The sequence below is a fragment of the Streptomyces sp. BE303 genome (genome assembly GCF_036290945.1).
GTDB lineage: Bacteria > Actinomycetota > Actinomycetes > Streptomycetales > Streptomycetaceae > Kitasatospora.
This window is the reverse complement of the sequence record NZ_JAQYWZ010000485.1, coordinates 81,878-99,777: the sequence shown is the minus strand read 5'-3', so window position 1 is coordinate 99,777 and position 17,900 is coordinate 81,878. Positions and strand designations below refer to the sequence as shown.

Sequence of the window (17,900 nt, the reverse complement as noted above, 5' to 3'; positions counted from 1 at the left end):
CCATGACTGACGCACTGAAGCGCCTCAGCGACGAAGGCGTGGCGATCTGGCTGGACGACCTCAGCCGCAAGCGCCTCAACAGCGGCAACCTCGCCGAGCTGGTGCAGCACAAGCACGTGGTGGGCGTCACCACCAACCCGACCATCTTCCAGAAGGCCATCGGCGGCGGGGACTCCTCCTACGACGGCCAGCTGCGCGACCTCGCCGTCCGCAAGGTCACCACGGACGAGGCCGTCCGCATGATCACCACCTCGGACGTGCGGGACGCCGCCGACGTGCTGCGCCCGGTCTACGACGCCTCGAACGGCCGTGACGGCCGGGTCTCCATCGAGGTCGACCCGCGGCTCGCCCACGAGACCGCCGCCACCGTCGCCGAGGCGAAGCAGCTGTGGTGGCTGGTCGACCGCCCGAACGTGTTCATCAAGATCCCCGCGACCAGGGCCGGCCTGCCCGCGATCGGCGAGGTCATCGGCAGGGGCATCAGCGTCAACGTCACGCTGATCTTCTCGCTGGAGCGCTACAAGGCCGTCATCGACGCCTACCTGACCGGTCTGGAGGCCGCCAAGGCCAAGGGCCTGGACCTCTCGCAGATCGAGTCGGTCGCGTCCTTCTTCGTGTCCCGTGTCGACACGGAGATCGACAAGCGCCTGGACAAGATCGGCGGCGACGCCCGGGACCTCCGTTCCAAGGCCGCGCTCGCCAACGCCCGCCTCGCCTACCAGGCGTACGAGGAGGTCTTCGGCAGCGTCGACGCCAAGACCGCCGGCAGCGACCGCTGGCGCGCCCTGGAGGCCGCCGGCGCCAAGCCGCAGCGCCCGCTCTGGGCCTCCACCGGCGTCAAGGACCCGGCCCTGCCGGACACCCTGTACGTCACCGAGCTGGTCGCCCCGGGCACCGTCAACACCATGCCCGAGGCCACCCTTGAGGCGACCGGCGACCACGGCGTGGTCACCGGCGGCACCATCGTCCCCCACTACGCCGACGCCAAGGCCGTCATGGACGCCATCGCCGCCGCCGGCGTGGACTACGACGACGTCGTGCAGGTCCTGGAGGACGAGGGCGTGGAGAAGTTCGAGCAGTCCTGGAACGAGCTGCTCGACACCGTCACCGCTTCGCTGGCCTCCTTCGCCGGCGAGAAGTGACCCCTGCTCACACAGCCAGCGCACGAAAGCGGAGTTCATCAAGTGAGCACTGACTTCCCTGAGTTGACGTCGGACTCGGACGCAGGCGACCCCACGCCGGCCCCCGTCAACCCGCTTCGTGACCCCACCGACCGGCGGCTCCCGCGCATCGCGGGGCCGTCCGGCCTGGTCATCTTCGGGGTCACCGGCGACCTGTCCCGCAAGAAGCTGATGCCGGCCATCTACGACCTGGCCAACCGCGGCCTGCTGCCGCCGGGCTTCTCGCTCGTCGGCTTCGCCCGCCGCGAGTGGGAGGACGAGGACTTCGCCAAGGAGGTGCACGACGCGGTCAAGGACCACGCCCGCACCCCCTTCCGCGAGGAGGTCTGGCAGCAGCTCGCCAAGGGCATGCGCTTCGTCCAGGGCGACTTCGACGACGACGACGCCTTCGACAAGCTCCGCGCGACCATCGAGGAGCTGGACAAGGCGCAGGGCACCGGCGGCAACTTCGCCTTCTACCTCTCCGTCCCGCCGAAGTTCTTCCCGACCGTCGTCCAGCAGCTGAAGAAGCACGGCCTGGCCGACCCGCCCCAGGGTTCCTGGCGCCGCGCCGTCATCGAGAAGCCCTTCGGCCACGACCTGGAGTCCGCCCAGGAGCTGAACCGGATCGTCCACGAGGTCTTCCCCCGGGACGAGGTCTTCCGGATCGACCACTACCTGGGCAAGGAGACCGTCCAGAACATCCTGGCGCTCCGCTTCGCCAACCAGATGTTCGAGCCGATCTGGAACCGGTCGTACGTCGACCACGTGCAGATCACCATGGCGGAGGACATCGGCATCGGCGGCCGGGCCGGCTACTACGACGGCATCGGCTCGGCCCGGGACGTCATCCAGAACCACCTGCTCCAGCTGATGGCGCTCACCGCCATCGAGGAGCCGGCGTCCTTCCACCCGAAGGCGCTGGTGGCCGAGAAGCTCAAGGTGCTCAGCGCCGTCAAGCTCCCGGCCGACCTCGGCAAGCACACCGTGCGCGGCCAGTACGCGTCCGGCTGGCAGGGCGGCGAGGAGGTCGTCGGCTACCTCGACGAGGACGGCATCAACCCGGACTCCAAGACGGACACCTACGCGGCCATCAAGCTGGAGATCAACAACCGCCGCTGGGCGGGTGTGCCGTTCTACCTGCGGACCGGCAAGCGGCTGGGCCGTCGGGTCACCGAGATCGCGGTGGTCTTCCAGCGCGCCCCGTACCTGCCGTTCGACTCCTACGCGACCGAGGAGCTGGGGCAGAACGCCCTGGTCATCCGGGTCCAGCCGGACGAGGGCGTCACCGTGCGGTTCGGCTCCAAGGTGCCGGGCACCTCCTTCGAGGTCCGCGACGTCACGATGGACTTCGCCTACGGCGAGTCCTTCACCGAGTCGTCCCCCGAGGCGTACGAGCGGCTCATCCTCGACGTGCTGCTCGGGGACGCCAACCTGTTCCCGCGCCACCAGGAGGTCGAGCTGTCCTGGCAGATCCTCGACCCGATCGAGAGGTTCTGGGACGCGCACGGCAAGCCCGCGCAGTACCCGGCCGGCACCTGGGGACCGGCCGAGGCTGACGAGATGCTCGCACGAGACGGCAGGAGCTGGCGCCGGCCATGAAGATCGACCTTACGAACACCACGTCCAGCAAGATCAACGCCGCCCTGATGGAGGCGCGCCGGGCCAGCGGTTCCACCGCTGCCGGCATGGTGCTCACCCTGGTGATCGTGACCGACGAGGGCAGCGCGTACGACGCCCTCAAGGCCGCCAACGACGCCTCCCGCGAGCACCCCTCGCGCACCCTGGCGGTCATCAAGCGCGCCGGGCGTTCGCCCCGGGCCCGCGCCGAGACCCGCCTGGACGCCGAGATCCTGGTCGGCTCCGACGCCGGCTCCGGCGAAACGGTCATCCTGCGCATGCACGGCGAGCTGGTCTCGCACGCGCAGTCGGTCGCCCTGCCGCTGCTGCTGCCGGACGCCCCGGTCGTGGTCTGGTGGCCGGAGAATGCGCCGCTGCACCCGGCGCAGGACCCGCTGGGCTCGATCGCCCAGCGCCGGATCACCGACGCGGTCACCGCCGAGTCCCCGGTCGGCCAGCTCGCCCAGCGCGCCCAGAGCTACACCCCGGGCGACACCGACCTGGCCTGGACCCGGATCACCGGCTGGCGCTCGATGCTGGCCGCCGCGCTGGACCAGCGGCCGTCCACGATCACCTCCGCGGTGGTCGAGGGCGAGCCGTACAACCCCAGCGTCGAGCTGCTCGGCCTCTGGTTGCACACCCGGCTGCACGTGCCCGTCGAACGGGTCGTCACCAACGGCCCGGGCATCACCGCGGTGCACCTGCGCACCACGGACGGGGACATCACCCTGGACCGCCCGGACGGCCTGATGGGCACGCTCTCCATGCCCGGCTCGCCGGACCGCCAGGTGGCGCTGAAGCGCCGCGAGACCTCGGAGCTGATCGCCGAGGAACTGCGCCGGCTCGACCCGGACGACATCTACGCGGCGGCCGTGCGCACGCCGGTGGACCGGCTGCTCGAACCGACCGCCGCCGAGTCGGCCGCGCGGGCCGAGGTGGCCGACAAGGTCGCCGAGGAGGCCGTGGCGGAGGCCGCCGGGGCCGCGGTGGCCGCCGAGGCCCCCGCACCCGCCCCTGCTCCGGCCCCCGCTCCGGCGAAGAAGCCGGCCGGCAAGCGCGGTGCCAAGAAGGCGGAGGCATGACGGCCGCCACCCCGCAGCTGGTCGTCCACCGGGACAAGGAGCTGATGGCCCAGGCGGCCGCGGCCCGGCTGATCACCCGGATCGTGGACGCCCAGTCCGCCCGCGGCACCGCCTCGGTGGTGCTCACCGGCGGACGCAACGGCAACGCCCTGCTGGCCGCCATCGCCGCCTCCCCGGCTCGGGACGCGGTCGACTGGGCCCGGCTCGACCTCTGGTGGGGCGACGAGCGGTTCGTGGCCGCCGCCGACCCGGACCGCAACGCCGTCCAGGCCCGGGCCGAGCTGCTGGACGCCGTCCCGCTCGACCCGGCGCGGGTGCACGAGATGCCCGCGTCGGACGGCGTGGACGGCTCGGACGTCGAGGCCGCCGCCGCGCGCTACGCGGAGGAGCTGGCGAAGGCGGCCGGTCCCGGCGACCGGCTCGGTGTCCCCGCCTTCGACGTGCTGCTGCTCGGCGTCGGCCCGGACACCCACGTCGCCTCGCTCTTCCCCGAGCACCCCGGCGTCCGGGAGACCGCACTGACGGTGGTCGGCGTGCGCGGCGCGCCCAAGCCCCCGCCGACCCGGATCTCGCTCACCCTCCCGGCGATCCGGGAGGCCCGCGAGGTCTGGCTGCTGGCGGCGGGCGAGGACAAGGCGGGCGCGGTCGCGCTGGCCCTGTCCGGCCCCGGCGAGCTCCAGGCGCCCGCCTCCGGCGCGTACGGGCGCGGGCGCACGCTGTGGCTGCTGGACCGTTCCGCGGCGGCCCAACTGCCGCCCCAGCTCTACCCCCCGGCCTCGGCCTGAGCATGCGCGAAGGGCGTCACCGTTCTCCCGAACGGTGACGCCCTTCGGCGTTGCTCGTCGCCCGCAGCCGGGCGGTTGCGACCCGTGGCTCAGATCTCGCCCCGGAGCTTGGCCAGCGCCTCGGCGAGGATCGCCTCGCCGTCGGCGTCGGTGCGCCGCTCGCGGACGTAGGCGAGGTGGGTCTTGTACGGCTCGTTGCGGGACGGGGCGGGCGGGTTGTGCTCGTCCTGGCCGGCCGGGAACCCGCACCGCGGGCAGTCCCAGGTCTCCGGGATGACCGCTTCGGCAGCGAAGCTCGGACGGGTCTCGTGCTTGTTGGCACACCAGAAGGTGATCCGGTTGCGGGGGGCGGACTCGCCACGCTCCGCCTCACCCATCGGGCCGGCTCCGACCCTGCTGCCACGGATGGCGTTGCCACTTGCCACGGTCTGACTCCCTGCGTGCTGGTGCGCCGACCCGCCGCGATGCGCGTCGGTGGCGAAAGTCGTCCTAGTGTAAGCAGGAGTTAAGGTTGCGCCATCACCGGCTCCGCCCCGGACCGTTCCAGCATAGGCCGCGGGGCGACGGGGCGTCAGAGGTACGTCAGCTCTTGTACTTCATGACCAGGCCGAGCACCATGATGGACGCGAACCAGCCGAGCCCGACCACGATCGTGATGCGGTCCAGGTTGCGCTCGGCCACCGCCGAGCCGCCACCGGTCGACATCGCGCCGCCGCCGAACATGTCCGACAGGCCGCCGCCCTTCCCCTTGTGCAGCAGCACCAGGAGGATCATCAGCAGGCTGAAGACGATCAGGGCAATCGAGAACCCGATAACCACGACGGGACCAACTCTCTCGTATCTTCGGCGAAGGGGCCGGGCCGCGTACGGCGGCCCGGCCCCAAAGCCTACGTTGCTGCGGCGGCGTTAGCCTACTGCCTGGTCACGGTACCGCACGATCTTGACGAACTCGTCGGCGTCCAGCGAGGCACCGCCGACCAGGCCGCCGTCGACGTCCGGCTTGGCCATCAGGCCGGCCGCGCTGGAGGACTTGACCGAACCGCCGTAGAGCACGCGGACCTTCCCGGCCAGCTCGGCGTCGTACAGCTCGGCGATCCGCGCGCGGATGGCGGCGCAGACCTCCTGGGCGTCCTCGGGGGTCGCCACCTCGCCGGTGCCGATCGCCCAGACCGGCTCGTAGGCGACCACGACGGACTCGGCCTGGTCGGCCGGGACGCCCTGCAGGCCGCCGTCGAGCTGGGCCAGGGTGTACTCGACGTGGGTGCCGGCCTTGCGGATCTCCAGCGGCTCGCCGATGCAGAGGATCGGGGTGATCCCGGCACGGTAGGCGGCCTTCACCTTGGCGTTGACGATCTCCTCGTTCTCGCCGTGGTACTGGCGGCGCTCCGAGTGGCCGATCACCGCGTAGGTGCACTTGAGCTTGGCCAGCATCGGGCCGGAGATCTCGCCGGTGTAGGCACCGGAGTCGTGCTGCGAGATGTCCTGCGAGCCGTACTTGATCTTCAGCTTGTCGCCGTCGACCAGGGTCTGCACCGAGCGGAGGTCGGTGAACGGCACGAGGACGGCCACCTCGACCGACTCGTAGTCCTTGTCGGCCAGCGCGAAGGCCAGCTTCTGGGTGTGCTGGATGGCCTCGAGGTGGTTGAGGTTCATCTTCCAGTTGCCCGCCATCAGCGGGAGACGCTCAGTCATTGCGTTGTCAGCCTTCCAGGGCGGCGAGACCGGGAAGGGTCTTGCCCTCCAGGTACTCGAGGCTCGCGCCACCGCCGGTCGAGATGTGCCCGAACTTCGTCTCGTCGAAGCCCAGGATACGGACGGCCGCGGCGGAGTCACCGCCACCGACCACGGAGAACGCGTCGCCGTCGACCAGGGCCTGGGCGACGGCCTTGGTGCCCTCGGCGAAGGCCGGGTGCTCGAAGACGCCCACGGGACCGTTCCAGAACACCGTCTTCGCGTCGGCCAGCTTCGCCGCGAACAGCTCGCGGGTCCTGGGGCCGATGTCCAGGCCCTCCTTGTCGGCCGGGATACCGTCGGCGCCCACGACCTCGAAGTCCTCGACCGGCGCGAACGTCTTGGTGTCGGGGAACGACCCGGAGATCGCGACGTCCACCGGCAGCACGAACTCGACGCCGCTCTCCTCGCCGCGCTTCAGGTAGTCCAGCACCGTCGGGATCTGGTCCTCCTGCAGCAGCGAGATGCCGACCTCGTGGCCCTTGGCCTTGAGGAAGGTGTACGCCATGCCGCCGCCGATCAGGATGCGGTCGGCCTTGCCGAGCAGGTTGTCGATCACGCCGACCTTGTCGGAGACCTTGGAGCCGCCGAGCACCACCACGTACGGGCGCTCGACCTCCTCGGTGAGGCGCTTGAGCACGCCGACCTCGGTGGCGATCAGGTCGCCGACCGCGTGCGGCAGGCGGGCCGGCAGGTCGAACACCGAGGCGTGCTTGCGGTGCACCGCACCGAAGCCGTCGCCGACGTAGAGGTCGGCGAGGTCCGCCAGCTGGTCGGCGAAGGCGCCGCGCTCGGCGTCGTCCTTGCTGGTCTCCCCGGCGTTGAACCGCAGGTTCTCGAGCAGCGTGACCTCGCCGTCGGCCAGGGCGGCGACGGTGGCCTTCGCGCTCTCACCCACGGTGTCGGTCGCGAACGCGACCGGCGTGCCGAGGATCTCGCCGAGGCGGACGGCCACCGGCGCGAGGGAGAACTGCGGGTCCGGCTCGCCCTTGGGGCGGCCGAGGTGGGAGGCGACGACGACCTTCGCTCCGCGCTCGACGAGCTTGGCGATGGTCGGGGCGACGGCGCGGATCCGGCCGTCGTCGGTGATCGTGGCGCCGGACAGCGGCACGTTCAGGTCCGCGCGGACGAACACGCGTCGGCCGGCGACGTCCAGGTCTTCGATGGTCTTCACGGTCTTCGGTCTCCTGGCGAGAAGGTGGAGCAGGCGACGGCACAACGGCGGGCCGTCAAAGGGGAGTTGAGGGTGCGCAGACGGAGGGCCCGGACGGCGTCGCACATGCCTTCCGGGCCCTCCCCCCTACTTCACATCAGCTCCCGCTGCGTCAGAGCCGGTCACCGACGAGGGTGGTCAGGTTGACGAGGCGGTTCGAGTAGCCCCACTCGTTGTCGTACCAGCCGAAGATCTTGACCTGGTTGCCCTGGACCATGGTCATCAGCGAGTCGAAGATCGTGGAGAACGGCGAGTTCACGATGTCGGAGGAGACGATCGGGTCCTCGGTGTACTGCAGGATGCCCTTGAGGGTGGTCTCCGAGGCCTTCTTGAACGCCTCGTTGACCTCGGCGACGGTGACGTCGCGCTCCAGGGTGACGACCAGGTCGGTGATCGAACCGGTCGGGACCGGAACGCGCAGCGAGGTGCCGTCCAGCTTGCCCTTGAGCTCGGGCAGGACCAGGGCGGTCGCCTTGGCGGCACCCGTCGAGGTCGGGATGATGTTGAGGGCCGCGGCGCGGGCGCGACGCAGGTCCTTGTGCGGGAAGTCCAGGGTGACCTGGTCGTTGGTGTACGCGTGCACCGTGGTCATCAGACCCTTGACGATGCCGAAGTTCTCGTTCAGCACCTTGGCCAGCGGCGCCACACAGTTGGTGGTGCAGGAGGCGTTGGAGATGACCGTGTGCTTCTCGGCGTCGTACTTCTCGTCGTTGACACCGATGACGATGGTGATGTCCTCGTCGGTGGCGGGCGCCGAGATGATGACCTTCTTGGCACCGGCGGTGACGTGCTTCTTGGCCGCCTCGGCCTTGGTGAAGATGCCGGTCGACTCGATGACGATGTCGACGCCCAGCTCGCCCCAGGGGAGGTTGGCCGGGTCACGCTCGGCGATGACCTTGAAGGTCTTGCCGTCGACGGTGATGCTGTCGGCGGTGTGCGAGACCTCACCCTGGAAGGTGCCCAGGATCGAGTCGTACTTGAGCAGGTGCGCCAGGGTCTTGGTGTCGGTCAGGTCGTTGACACCGACGATCTCGATGTCCGCGCCCTGGGCCTGAACCGCACGGAAGAAGTTGCGGCCGATGCGGCCGAATCCGTTGATGCCTACCCGGATCGTCACGAACCGATCTCCTCGTTAGGTACGCCGGACGCTATGCCGACGGGGTGGAATTTGGGATGTCCCCGACCGCCTATGACCCTACCCCTCCGAGGCCGGGTAGAGCACATCAGCCCGCTTCGCAACCCCTGGCGTGGCGCGCGTTCCACGCACCTTCGGGCCTTCCGTCCTTGCCCTCCGGGGCAGTTGGTCCCGGGCCCGCGGGGCCCTCCGGCACGGGCCGCCGTCCCAGTCCCCGGACACGGCACCGCCGGTGCCCGAGGAACGGACACCGGCGGGGAGATCACCGTCGAGCGCGGTCGTCAAGAGTCAGTTGAGTGCCATCTCGTCCGTCAGGTTCGCCTCGGTGCTCGGCAGGCCGAGCTCGGAGGCACGCTTGTCGGCCATCGCCAGCAGCCGGCGGATCCGGCCGGCCACCGCGTCCTTGGTCAGCGGCGGGTCGGCGAGGGCGCCCAACTCCTCCAGCGAGGCCTGCTTGTGCTGCATCCGCAGCTGGCCGGCGGCGGCCAGGTGCTCCGGCACCTCCTCGCCGAGGATCTCCAGCGCGCGCTGCACCCGGGCGCCGGCCGCGACCGCGGCGCGGGCCGAGCGGCGCAGGTTGGCGTCGTCGAAGTTGGCCAGCCGGTTGGCGGTCGCCCGGACCTCGCGCCGCATCCGGCGCTCCTCCCAGGCCAGCACCGACTCGTGGGCGCCGAGGCGGGTGAGCAGCGCGCCGATGGCGTCGCCGTCACGGATCACCACCCGGTCCACGCCGCGCACCTCACGGGCCTTGGCCGGGATGCCGAGCCGGCGGGCGGCGCCGACCAGGGCGAGGGCCGCCTCGGAGCCGGGGCAGGTGATCTCCAGCGACGAGGACCGGCCGGGCTCGGTGAGCGAGCCGTGTGCCAGGAAGGCCCCGCGCCAGGCCGCCTCGGCGTCGCAGGTGGCGCCGGAGACCACGGCCGGGGGCAGGCCCCGGATCGGGCGACCGCGGCCGTCCACGAGGCCGGTCTGGCGCGCCAGCAGCTCGCCGTCCTTGACCACCCGGACCACGTACCGGCTGCCGCGCCGCAGGCCGCCGGGGGCCATCACGACCAGGTCCGAGGAGTGTCCGAAGATCTCCAGCAGGTCCTTGCGCAGACGACGCGCGGCAGCGCCGGTGTCCAGCTCCGCCTCGATCACGATACGGCCGCTCACGATGTGCAGCCCGCCCGCGAATCGCAGGATCGCCGACACCTCCGCCTTGCGGCAGCAGGCCCGGGTGACCGGGAGCCGGCTGATTTCGTCCTTCACCGCTGGAGTCATCGCCATGGCCCGATCCTTCCATGTGTCCGGAAAATCCGGTCGTACGCGGCTGCCAAGAGCTCCGGGTCGTGTCGCGGCGTGCCGTCGGTGCGGGCGACCCGGCCGAGCACCAGGGCCGCGCCCATCCGCTCGGCGGCCTTCTCCAGGCCCGCCAGGTCGGCCTGGCCGAAGGCACCGCCGGTGACGGCGCGCTCGTCCACCAGGATCGCATCCACCGCAAGGGCGGGGGCGTGGTCGGCGATGACCTCCAGGTGGCGCTGCGGGGTGAAGCCCTCGGTCTCGCCTGGCTGCGGGGCCAGGTTCAGGGTGAGCAGGCGGCGGGCGCGGGTCTCGACCAGCGCCTTGACCAGGTCGGGAACCAGCAGGTGCGGCAGCACGCTGGTGAACCAGGAGCCGGGGCCGAGCACCACCCAGTCCGCCTCGCGGACGGCGGTGACCGCCTCCGGCACGGCCGGCGGCTCGTCCGGCACCAGCCGGACGGACTGCACGGTGCCCGGGGTCACCGCGACGCTGGCCTGGCCGCGGACGGCGGCGAGCTCGGCCGGGTACGCCGGGTCGTGGCCCCGGACGACCGCCTCGATGTCGAGCGGGACGGCCGACATGGGCAGCACCCGGCCCTGGACGTTGAGCAGCCGGCCCACCCAGTCCAGGGCGGCGACCGGGTCGCCGAGCTTCTCCCACAGCGCGACGATCAGCAGGTTGCCGACGGCGTGGCCGCCCAGCTCGCCGCTGCCGGTGAAGCGCTGCTGGATCACCTCGGACCAGGTGCGGCCCCACTCGTCGTCGCCGCAGAGCGCGGCCAGCGCCTTGCGGAGGTCGCCCGGCGGCAGCACGCCCAGCTCCTCACGGAGCCGGCCGCTGGAGCCGCCGTCGTCCGCGACGGTGACCACCGCGGTGAGGTCGGTGGTGAGCCGGCGCAGCGCGGAGAGCGAGGCCGACAGGCCCTGACCGCCGCCGAGGGCGGTGATCCGGGGCGCCTGGTTGGTCCGGGGCGCCTGGTGGGGACGGGCCGGGCCGGTGCGGGCCGCCCCGGAGCGGGACCGGCCGGTCACGAAGGACCGGGCCGGGAGCCCACTCCGGTCGGCGGTCTTGTTCTGAAACTGCCGCCCGGGCACGTATCCCGTCACACCTACCTCGCGTTCCTCTTGCCCGCCGCCGGCCTCCGCCGGCGGCCGGCAGGGGGTACGGCGGCTACTCCCGTCCCATGTCCCGGTGGACGAGCACCGTTTCGACGCCGTCCGAGATGAGACGTTTCGTCAGGCGCTCGGACATCGCGACGCTGCGGTGCTTGCCACCGGTGCAGCCTACGGCAAGCGTCATGTAGCGCTTCCCCTCGCGCCGGTACCCCTCGGTGACGATGCGCAGCAGCTCCGCGTAACCGTTGAGGAACTCGTTGGCACCGGGCTGCTGGAAGACGTAGTCGGCGACGTCCCCGTCGGTGCCGGTACGGGCCCGCAGCTCGGGCACCCAGTGCGGGTTGGGCAGGAAGCGGCAGTCCACCACGAGGTCGGCGTCGACCGGCAGGCCGTACTTGAAGCCGAACGACATCACGGTGGCCCGCAGCTCGGGCTCGTCGTGGTCGGCGAACTGGGCGTCGAGCTTGGCGCGCAGCTGGTGGACGTTGAGGTTGGAGGTGTCGATCACCAGGTCGGCCTCGCCGCGCAGCTCGCGCAGCAGGTCGCGCTCCTGGGCGATGCCGTCGACGATCCGGCCGTCGGCCTGGAGCGGGTGCGGGCGGCGCACGCCCTCGAAGCGACGGACCAGTGCGTCGTCGGAGGAGTCCAGGAAGACCACGCGCAGCCGGATGCCGCGCTTCTCCAGTTCGTCCAGGGAGGTCAGCAGGTCGTCGAAGAACTGCCGGCCGCGGACGTCCACGACGGCGCCGATCCGGGCGACGTTGCCCTGGGAGCGGGCTCCGAGGTCGACCATGGTCGGGATGAGGGCCGGCGGCAGGTTGTCCACCACGAACCAGCCCAGGTCCTCCAGGCACTTGGCCGCGGTGGAGCGGCCGGCTCCGGACATGCCGGAGATGATCACCAGCTCCGGGGCGTTCTCTCCGCCGGCCTCCGGCCGCGCGGTGCCCCCGTAATCGGACACGGTCACTTCGGTTCCCCGCTCTCGGTGGTTCTGCATGTGGAGAACGCGCGACGCGCGGGCAAGCTTCCCCGGTCCACTCGGGCGAGTGATCCGGGGCGCGCAGGCTGACGGGCGGCGTCGGCCGTCATGGCGTCTCCTGGATGGGTGCGGTCTCGGGCGCCGCGGGCACCGGATCGTCGGCGCCGTCCTCGATGATCTCGCCCGTGGCCGTGTTCACGGCTGGTGCGGCAGGTGTACGGGACGACAACGCCGCCGCAACTGTCTCCGCCGTCCGCCGGCCGATGCCGGGGACTGCGCAGAGTTCGTCGACGGTGGCCGCCCGGAGCTTCTTCAGCGAGCCGAAGTGCTTGAGCAGCGCCTGACGGCGAGTCTCGCCGAGGCCGGGGACGGAGTCCAGTTCTCCGGCGGTGAGTCGCTTGGAACGCTTGCCGCGCTGGTAGGCGATGGCGAAGCGGTGGGCCTCGTCGCGGACCCGCTGGAGCAGGTAGAGGCCCTCGCTGCTGCGCGGGAGCACGACCGGGTCGTCGTCGCCGGGCAGCCAGACCTCCTCCAGGCGCTTGGCCAGGCCGCAGAGCGCGACGTCGTCGATGCCGAGCTCGTCCAGGGCCCGCCGGGCGGCGGCGACCTGGGGCTGACCGCCGTCGACGACGATCAGCTGCGGGGGGTAGGCGAAGCGGCGCGGGCGGCCCGTCTCGGGGTCGACCGGACCGCCCGGCACCTCGGCGGCGCCGGGCTCGTCGTCCGGGCCCTCCTCGGGGACGGCCCATTCGCCGGTCCGCTCGCGCTCCTGGAGGTAGCGGCGGAACCGCCGGCTGATCACCTCGTGCATCGAGCGGACGTCGTCCTGCCCCTCGAAGCCCTTGATCTGGAAGCGGCGGTACTCGCTCTTGCGGGCCAGGCCGTCCTCGAAGACGACCATCGAGGCGACCACGTCCTCGCCCTGGAGGTGGGAGATGTCGAAGCACTCGATGCGCAGCGGGACGGAGTCCAGCTCCAGGGCGTCGGCGATCTCCTGGAGGGCGCGGCTGCGGGTGGTGAGGTCGGAGGCGCGCTTGGTCTTGTGCAGGGCGAGCGCCTGTTGGGCGTTGCGCTGCACGGTGGCCATCAGGTCCTTCTTGTCGCCGCGCTGCGGCACCCGGAGGTCGACCTGGCTGCCGCGCAGGCCGCTCAGCCAGTCGCGGACCGGGTCGACCGGCTCGGGCAGCGCCGGGACGAGGACCTCGCGGGGGACGGACTCGCTGCGCTCGTCCTCGTCCGTCCCGCCGTAGAGCTGCTGGAGGGCGTGCTCGACCAGGCCGGCGGTGTCGACGTCCTCGACCTTGTCGGTGACCCAGCCGCGCTGGCCGCGGACCCGGCCGCCGCGGACGTGGAAGATCTGGACGGCGGCCTCCAGTTCGTCCTCGGCGACGGCCAGCAGGTCCGCGTCGGTGGCGTCGGCGAGGACGACGGCGTTCTTCTCCATCGCCCGCTTGAGCGCGCCGATGTCGTCGCGCAGCCGGGCCGCCTTCTCGTACTCCATCTCGACCGCGGCCTCCTGCATCTCGCCCTCCAGGCGGCGCAGGTAGTTGCCGGTGCGCCCGGCCATGAAGTCGCAGAAGTCCTCGGCCAGGGCGCGGTGTTCCTCGGGCGAGACCTTGCCGACGCAGGGGGCGGCGCACTTGCCGATGTAGCCGAGCAGGCAGGGGCGGCCAACCTGGCGGGCGCGCTTGAAGACGCCGTTGGAGCAGGTGCGGACGGGGAAGACGCGCAGCAGCAGGTCGACGGTCTCGCGGATCGCCCAGGCGTGGCCGTACGGGCCGAAGTAGCGGACGCCCTTCTTGTGCGAACCGCGCATGACCTGGACCCGGGGGTACTCCTCGTTGAGGGTGACCGCCAGCTCCGGATAGCTCTTGTCGTCGCGGTACTTGACGTTGAAGCGGGGGTCGAACTCCTTGATCCAGGAGTACTCCAGCTGGAGCGCCTCGACCTCGGTGGCGACCACGGTCCACTCCACCGAGGCGGCGGTGGTGACCATGGTCGCGGTGCGCGGGTGCAGCCCGGCGAGGTCCTGGAAGTAGGAGGAGAGCCGCGGGCGCAGGCTCTTCGCCTTGCCGACGTAGATGACCCGCCCGTGGGCGTCGCGGAACTTGTAGACGCCTGGCGAGACGGGGATCGCGCCCGGCGACGGGCGGTAGGTGGACGGGTCAGCCATGGGTCCACCGTACCGAGTCGGGCCGGGCCTGCGGAGGGGAGATCAACTGCTTCAGCTCGGGGTGACCTTGAGGTTGCCGCCCTCGACGGCCACGGTGTACGCGGGCAGCGGGGTGGGGGCCGGGCCGTCCAGCACGGCGCCGTCGGTGATGCCGAAGAAGCTGCCGTGACAGGGGCACTGGATCTTCTGGTTCTTGACCTGGTCGACGATGCAGCCGGCGTGGGTGCACTTGGCGCTGAACGCCCGGTACTGGCCCTCGGTCGGCTGGGTGACGACGATCTTCTTCTCGCGGTAGACGGTGCCGCCGCCGACGGGCACGGCGGAGGCCGGGCCGACGTCCACCGGGGTCTTGGGGGCGGCGGAGTCGGAGGAGGACGAGGAGCATCCGGAGACGGCCAGGGTGCCGCCGGCGGCGAGGACGGCCGCGGCCCCGCAGAGCAGGGTGCGGCGGGACGTGGCGGGGCTGCCGGAGGGCAGGCGGTCGGGGGCCTCGGGCATGAGGGTGCTCCTGGTCTGGCTGGTGTCGCCGCGGCCACGAGGTGGCCGCGGCGGCCCGGCTGCTGGTCGGGCCGGGCGCAGTCTATGCAACCCTTACCCGGCCGCTCCCCCTGCGTCGGGGGGCGGCCGGGGCGGGTTCGGGTCTCCTGCCCGGCTACTTCCGGGCGGCCGCGGCGCGCTTGCGCGGTGCCTTGGCCTTGACGACCGGGGCGTCGGCGAACTCGCCCGGCAGGATGTCCCGGAGGAACTTGCCGGTGTGGCTCTCCGCGACGGCCGCGATCTGCTCCGGGGTGCCCTCGGCGACCACCGTGCCGCCGCCGGAGCCGCCCTCGGGGCCCATGTCGACGACCCAGTCGGCGGTCTTGATCACATCGAGGTTGTGCTCGATGACGATCACCGTGTTGCCCTTGTCCACCAGCCCGGAGAGCACCTTGATCAGCTTGCTGATGTCCTCGAAGTGCAGACCGGTGGTCGGCTCGTCGAGCACGTAGACCGTCCGGCCGGTGGAGCGCTTCTGGAGCTCGGAGGCGAGCTTGACGCGCTGCGCCTCGCCGCCGGAGAGGGTCGGCGCGGACTGGCCGAGCCGGACGTAGCCGAGGCCGACGTCATTGAGCGTCCTCAGGTGCCGGGCGATCGCCGGGACGGCCTCGAAGAAGCCGAGCGCCTCCTCGATCGGCATGTCCAGCACCTCGGCGATGGACCGGCCCTTGTAGTGCACCTCCAGCGTCTCCCGGTTGTACCGGGCACCGTGGCAGACCTCGCACGGCACGTAGACGTCCGGCAGGAAGTTCATCTCGATCTTGATGGTGCCGTCGCCGGAGCAGTTCTCGCAGCGGCCGCCCTTGACGTTGAACGAGAACCGGCCGGGCAGGTAGCCGCGGACCTTGGCCTCCTGGGTCTCCGCGAAGAGCCGCCGGACGTGGTCGAAGACGCCGGTGTAGGTGGCCGGGTTGGAGCGCGGGGTGCGACCGATCGGCGACTGGTCGACGTGGACCACCTTGTCGACCAGGTCGGTGCCGGTGATCCGGGTGTGCCGGCCGGGGACCGTGCGGGCGCCGTTCAGCTCCCGGGCGAGGTGGGTGTAGAGGATGTCGTTGACCAGGGTGGACTTGCCGGAGCCGGAGACGCCGGTGATCGCCGTGAAGGTGCCGAGCGGGAAGCCGACCGTGACGTCCTTGAGGTTGTGCTCACGGGCGCCGTGGACGGTCAGCTGGCGCTTCTTGTCCCGGTCGCGGCGGGCCTCCGGGATCGGGATGAAGCGCTTGCCGGAGAGGTACTGCCCGGTCAGCGACTCCTTGTTGGTGAGCAGCTGCTTCAGCGAGCCGGAGTGGACCACCTTGCCGCCGTGCTCGCCGGCGCCGGGGCCGATGTCGACCACCCAGTCGGCCATCTTGATGGTGTCCTCGTCGTGCTCGACGACGATCAGCGTGTTGCCGATGTCGCGGAGCCGCACGAGGGTCTCGATCAGCCGGTGGTTGTCGCGCTGGTGCAGGCCGATGGACGGTTCGTCCAGCACGTAGAGGACGCCGACCAGGCCGGAGCCGATCTGGGTGGCGAGCCGGATCCGCTGGGCCTCGCCGCCGGAGAGGGTGCCCGCCGCGCGGTTGAGCGAGAGGTAGTCCAGGCCGACGTCGACGAGGAAGCGGAGCCGCTCGTTGACCTCCTTGAGCACGCGCTCGGCGATCTGCTTGTCCCGGGCGTTGAGCTTCATCGCGCCGAGGAAGTCGGAGCAGTCGCTGATCGACATCGACGAGACGTCGGCGATCGAGCGGTCCTCGACGGTGACGGCCAGCACCACCGGCTTGAGCCTGGTCCCCTTGCAGGTCGGGCAGGGCACCTCGCGCATGTAGCCCTCGAAGCGCTCGCGGCTGGAGTCGCTCTCCGCCTCGGTGTGCCGGCGCTGGATGAACGGCACCGCGCCCTCGAAGCCGGTGGTGTACGAGCGGTCGCGTCCGTACCGGTTGCGGTAGCGGACCTCGACCTGGTGCTTGTGCCCGTACAGCAGGGCCTTCTTGGCGCGGGCCGGGAGGCCGGCCCAGGGGAGGTCGGTGCGGAAGCCCAGCTCGCCGGCGAGCGCGTCGATCAGGCGCTGGAAGTACTCCTTGGTGTGGCCGCCGGACCACGGGTGGATGGCGCCCTCGTCCAGCGACTTCTCGTCGTCGGGGACGACCAGCTCCGGGTCCACCTCCATCCGGTTGCCGAGGCCGGAGCAGTCCGGGCAGGCGCCGAAGGGCGAGTTGAAGGAGAACGAGCGCGGCTCCAGCTCCTCGAACGACACGTCGTCGTACGGGCAGTAGAGGTGCTCGGAGTACATCCGCTCGCGCTCGGGGTCGTCCTCCGGGAGGTCGACGAAGTCGAGCACGACCATGCCGCCGGAGAGCCGCAGGGCCGTCTCCACCGAGTCGGTCAGGCGCCGCTTGGCGCTCCCCTTGACGGTGAGGCGGTCGATGACCACCTCGACGGTGTGCTTCTCCTGCTTCTTGAGCTTCGGGGGCTCGGCGAGCTGGATCGTCTCGCCGTCCACCCGGGCGCGGGCGTAGCCCTTGGACTGGAGGTCGGCGAAGAGGTCGACGAACTCGCCCTTGCGCTCCCGCACGACCGGGCTGAGCACCTGGAAGCGGGTGCCCTCGGCGAGCGCCAGCACCTTGTCCACGACGGCCTGCGGCGACTGCTTGGCGATCGGCCGGGAGCAGTGCGGGCAGTGCGGCTTGCCGATCCGGGCGAACAGCAGGCGGAGGTAGTCGTAGACCTCGGTGATGGTGCCGACGGTCGAGCGCGGGTTGCGGTTGGTGGACTTCTGGTCGATCGAGACGGCCGGGGAGAGGCCCTCGATGAAGTCGACGTCGGGCTTGTCCATCTGCCCGAGGAACTGGCGGGCGTAGGAGGACAGCGATTCGACGTAGCGGCGCTGCCCCTCGGCGAAGATCGTGTCGAAGGCGAGCGAGGACTTGCCGGACCCGGAGAGGCCCGTGAAGACGATGAGGGAGTCGCGGGGCAGGTCGAGCGAGACGTTCTTGAGATTGTGCTCGCGAGCACCGCGGACGATGAGGCGGTCGGCCACTGCTTCTGGCGCCTTTCTCCGGGGCGGGAGGGCTGGTGGAAGTCGTGTGTACTTCCTCCAGGAT

At 71.3% G+C, this 17,900-nt stretch carries 15 protein-coding genes; 4 read left to right on the top strand and 11 right to left on the bottom strand.

Going from position 1 to position 17,900, the window contains the following annotated elements; genetic code table 11:
• The first annotated feature begins 2 nt into the window (after positions 1 to 2).
• The 4 genes from tal (at position 3) to pgl (ending at position 4,647) form a co-directional block, all read left to right on the top strand.
• Positions 3 to 1,142 (top strand): transaldolase, encoded by a 1,140-nt coding sequence (gene tal / locus PUR56_RS10245; protein ID WP_329876363.1) that lies wholly within the window; start codon positions 3 to 5, stop codon positions 1,140 to 1,142.
• A gap of 63 nt (positions 1,143 to 1,205) precedes the next feature.
• Positions 1,206 to 2,762, top strand: a complete 1,557-nt coding sequence (gene zwf / locus PUR56_RS10240; protein WP_329948691.1) for a glucose-6-phosphate dehydrogenase — start codon at positions 1,206 to 1,208, stop codon at positions 2,760 to 2,762.
• The gene (gene opcA / locus PUR56_RS10235; protein WP_329948632.1) at positions 2,759 to 3,862 is read left to right on the top strand and encodes a glucose-6-phosphate dehydrogenase assembly protein OpcA; all 1,104 of its coding nucleotides are present in this window, start codon (positions 2,759 to 2,761) and stop codon (positions 3,860 to 3,862) included. Before zwf ends, opcA begins: the two co-directional genes overlap by 4 nt.
• Positions 3,859 to 4,647, top strand: coding sequence for a 6-phosphogluconolactonase (gene pgl, locus PUR56_RS10230; RefSeq protein ID WP_329876366.1), 789 nt, complete (start codon positions 3,859 to 3,861; stop codon positions 4,645 to 4,647). Before opcA ends, pgl begins: the two co-directional genes overlap by 4 nt.
• A gap of 89 nt (positions 4,648 to 4,736) precedes the next feature.
• Here pgl and PUR56_RS10225 read toward each other — a convergent pair whose 3' ends face one another.
• From PUR56_RS10225 to uvrA, 11 genes are all read right to left on the bottom strand, one after another.
• Positions 4,737 to 5,024, bottom strand: a complete 288-nt coding sequence (locus PUR56_RS10225) for an RNA polymerase-binding protein RbpA (RefSeq protein WP_329876448.1) — start codon at positions 5,022 to 5,024, stop codon at positions 4,737 to 4,739.
• Positions 5,025 to 5,229: 205 nt separating this feature from the next.
• On the bottom strand, positions 5,230 to 5,466 hold the full coding sequence (gene secG / locus PUR56_RS10220) for a preprotein translocase subunit SecG (RefSeq protein WP_329876368.1): 237 nt from the start codon (positions 5,464 to 5,466) through the stop codon (positions 5,230 to 5,232).
• Positions 5,467 to 5,553: 87 nt separating this feature from the next.
• Complete coding sequence (tpiA, locus tag PUR56_RS10215) at positions 5,554 to 6,339, bottom strand: triose-phosphate isomerase (protein WP_329876370.1); 786 nt, start codon at positions 6,337 to 6,339, stop codon at positions 5,554 to 5,556.
• 7 nt (positions 6,340 to 6,346) lie between these two features.
• A complete protein-coding gene (locus PUR56_RS10210) occupies positions 6,347 to 7,552 on the bottom strand; it encodes a phosphoglycerate kinase (RefSeq protein WP_329948630.1) in 1,206 nt (401 codons plus the stop codon).
• A 151-nt stretch (positions 7,553 to 7,703) separates the two neighbouring features.
• Positions 7,704 to 8,708 (bottom strand): type I glyceraldehyde-3-phosphate dehydrogenase, encoded by a 1,005-nt coding sequence (gene gap, locus PUR56_RS10205; protein ID WP_329876374.1) that lies wholly within the window; start codon positions 8,706 to 8,708, stop codon positions 7,704 to 7,706.
• 306 nt (positions 8,709 to 9,014) lie between these two features.
• On the bottom strand, positions 9,015 to 9,995 hold the full coding sequence (whiA, locus tag PUR56_RS10200; RefSeq protein ID WP_148642545.1) for a DNA-binding protein WhiA: 981 nt from the start codon (positions 9,993 to 9,995) through the stop codon (positions 9,015 to 9,017).
• Positions 9,986 to 11,116 carry a gluconeogenesis factor YvcK family protein gene (locus tag PUR56_RS10195; protein ID WP_443034469.1) on the bottom strand — a complete coding sequence of 377 codons (1,131 nt, stop codon included), beginning with the start codon at positions 11,114 to 11,116 and terminating at the stop codon, positions 9,986 to 9,988. Before PUR56_RS10195 ends, whiA begins: the two co-directional genes overlap by 10 nt.
• A 64-nt stretch (positions 11,117 to 11,180) precedes the next feature.
• Complete coding sequence (rapZ, locus tag PUR56_RS10190) at positions 11,181 to 12,122, bottom strand: RNase adapter RapZ (protein ID WP_380360184.1); 942 nt, start codon at positions 12,120 to 12,122, stop codon at positions 11,181 to 11,183.
• 88 nt (positions 12,123 to 12,210) lie between these two features.
• Entirely contained in the window at positions 12,211 to 14,277 is a 2,067-nt protein-coding gene (uvrC, locus tag PUR56_RS10185) for an excinuclease ABC subunit UvrC (RefSeq protein ID WP_329948629.1), read from the bottom strand.
• A 51-nt stretch (positions 14,278 to 14,328) separates the two neighbouring features.
• The gene (locus PUR56_RS10180; protein ID WP_329876385.1) at positions 14,329 to 14,775 is read right to left on the bottom strand and encodes a Rieske (2Fe-2S) protein; all 447 of its coding nucleotides are present in this window, start codon (positions 14,773 to 14,775) and stop codon (positions 14,329 to 14,331) included.
• 154 nt (positions 14,776 to 14,929) lie between these two features.
• Complete coding sequence (gene uvrA / locus PUR56_RS10175) at positions 14,930 to 17,836, bottom strand: excinuclease ABC subunit UvrA (protein WP_329948628.1); 2,907 nt, start codon at positions 17,834 to 17,836, stop codon at positions 14,930 to 14,932.
• Between the last annotated feature and the right edge of the window lie 64 nt (positions 17,837 to 17,900).

Bases quoted from the DNA above. Each gene is read 5' to 3' on its own strand.
- tal (WP_329876363.1), top strand. From the start codon at position 3: ATGACTGACGCACTGAAGCGCCTCAGCGACGAAGGCGTGGCGATCTGG.
- opcA (WP_329948632.1), top strand. From the start codon at position 2,759: ATGAAGATCGACCTTACGAACACCACGTCCAGCAAGATCAACGCCGCC.
- pgl (WP_329876366.1), top strand. From the start codon at position 3,859: ATGACGGCCGCCACCCCGCAGCTGGTCGTCCACCGGGACAAGGAGCTG.
- PUR56_RS10225 (WP_329876448.1), bottom strand. From the start codon at position 5,024: ATGGGTGAGGCGGAGCGTGGCGAGTCCGCCCCCCGCAACCGGATCACC.
- tpiA (WP_329876370.1), bottom strand. From the start codon at position 6,339: ATGACTGAGCGTCTCCCGCTGATGGCGGGCAACTGGAAGATGAACCTC.
- whiA (WP_148642545.1), bottom strand. From the start codon at position 9,995: ATGGCGATGACTCCAGCGGTGAAGGACGAAATCAGCCGGCTCCCGGTC.
- rapZ (WP_380360184.1), bottom strand. From the start codon at position 12,122: ATGCAGAACCACCGAGAGCGGGGAACCGAAGTGACCGTGTCCGATTAC.
- uvrC (WP_329948629.1), bottom strand. From the start codon at position 14,277: ATGGCTGACCCGTCCACCTACCGCCCGTCGCCGGGCGCGATCCCCGTC.
- PUR56_RS10180 (WP_329876385.1), bottom strand. From the start codon at position 14,775: ATGCCCGAGGCCCCCGACCGCCTGCCCTCCGGCAGCCCCGCCACGTCC.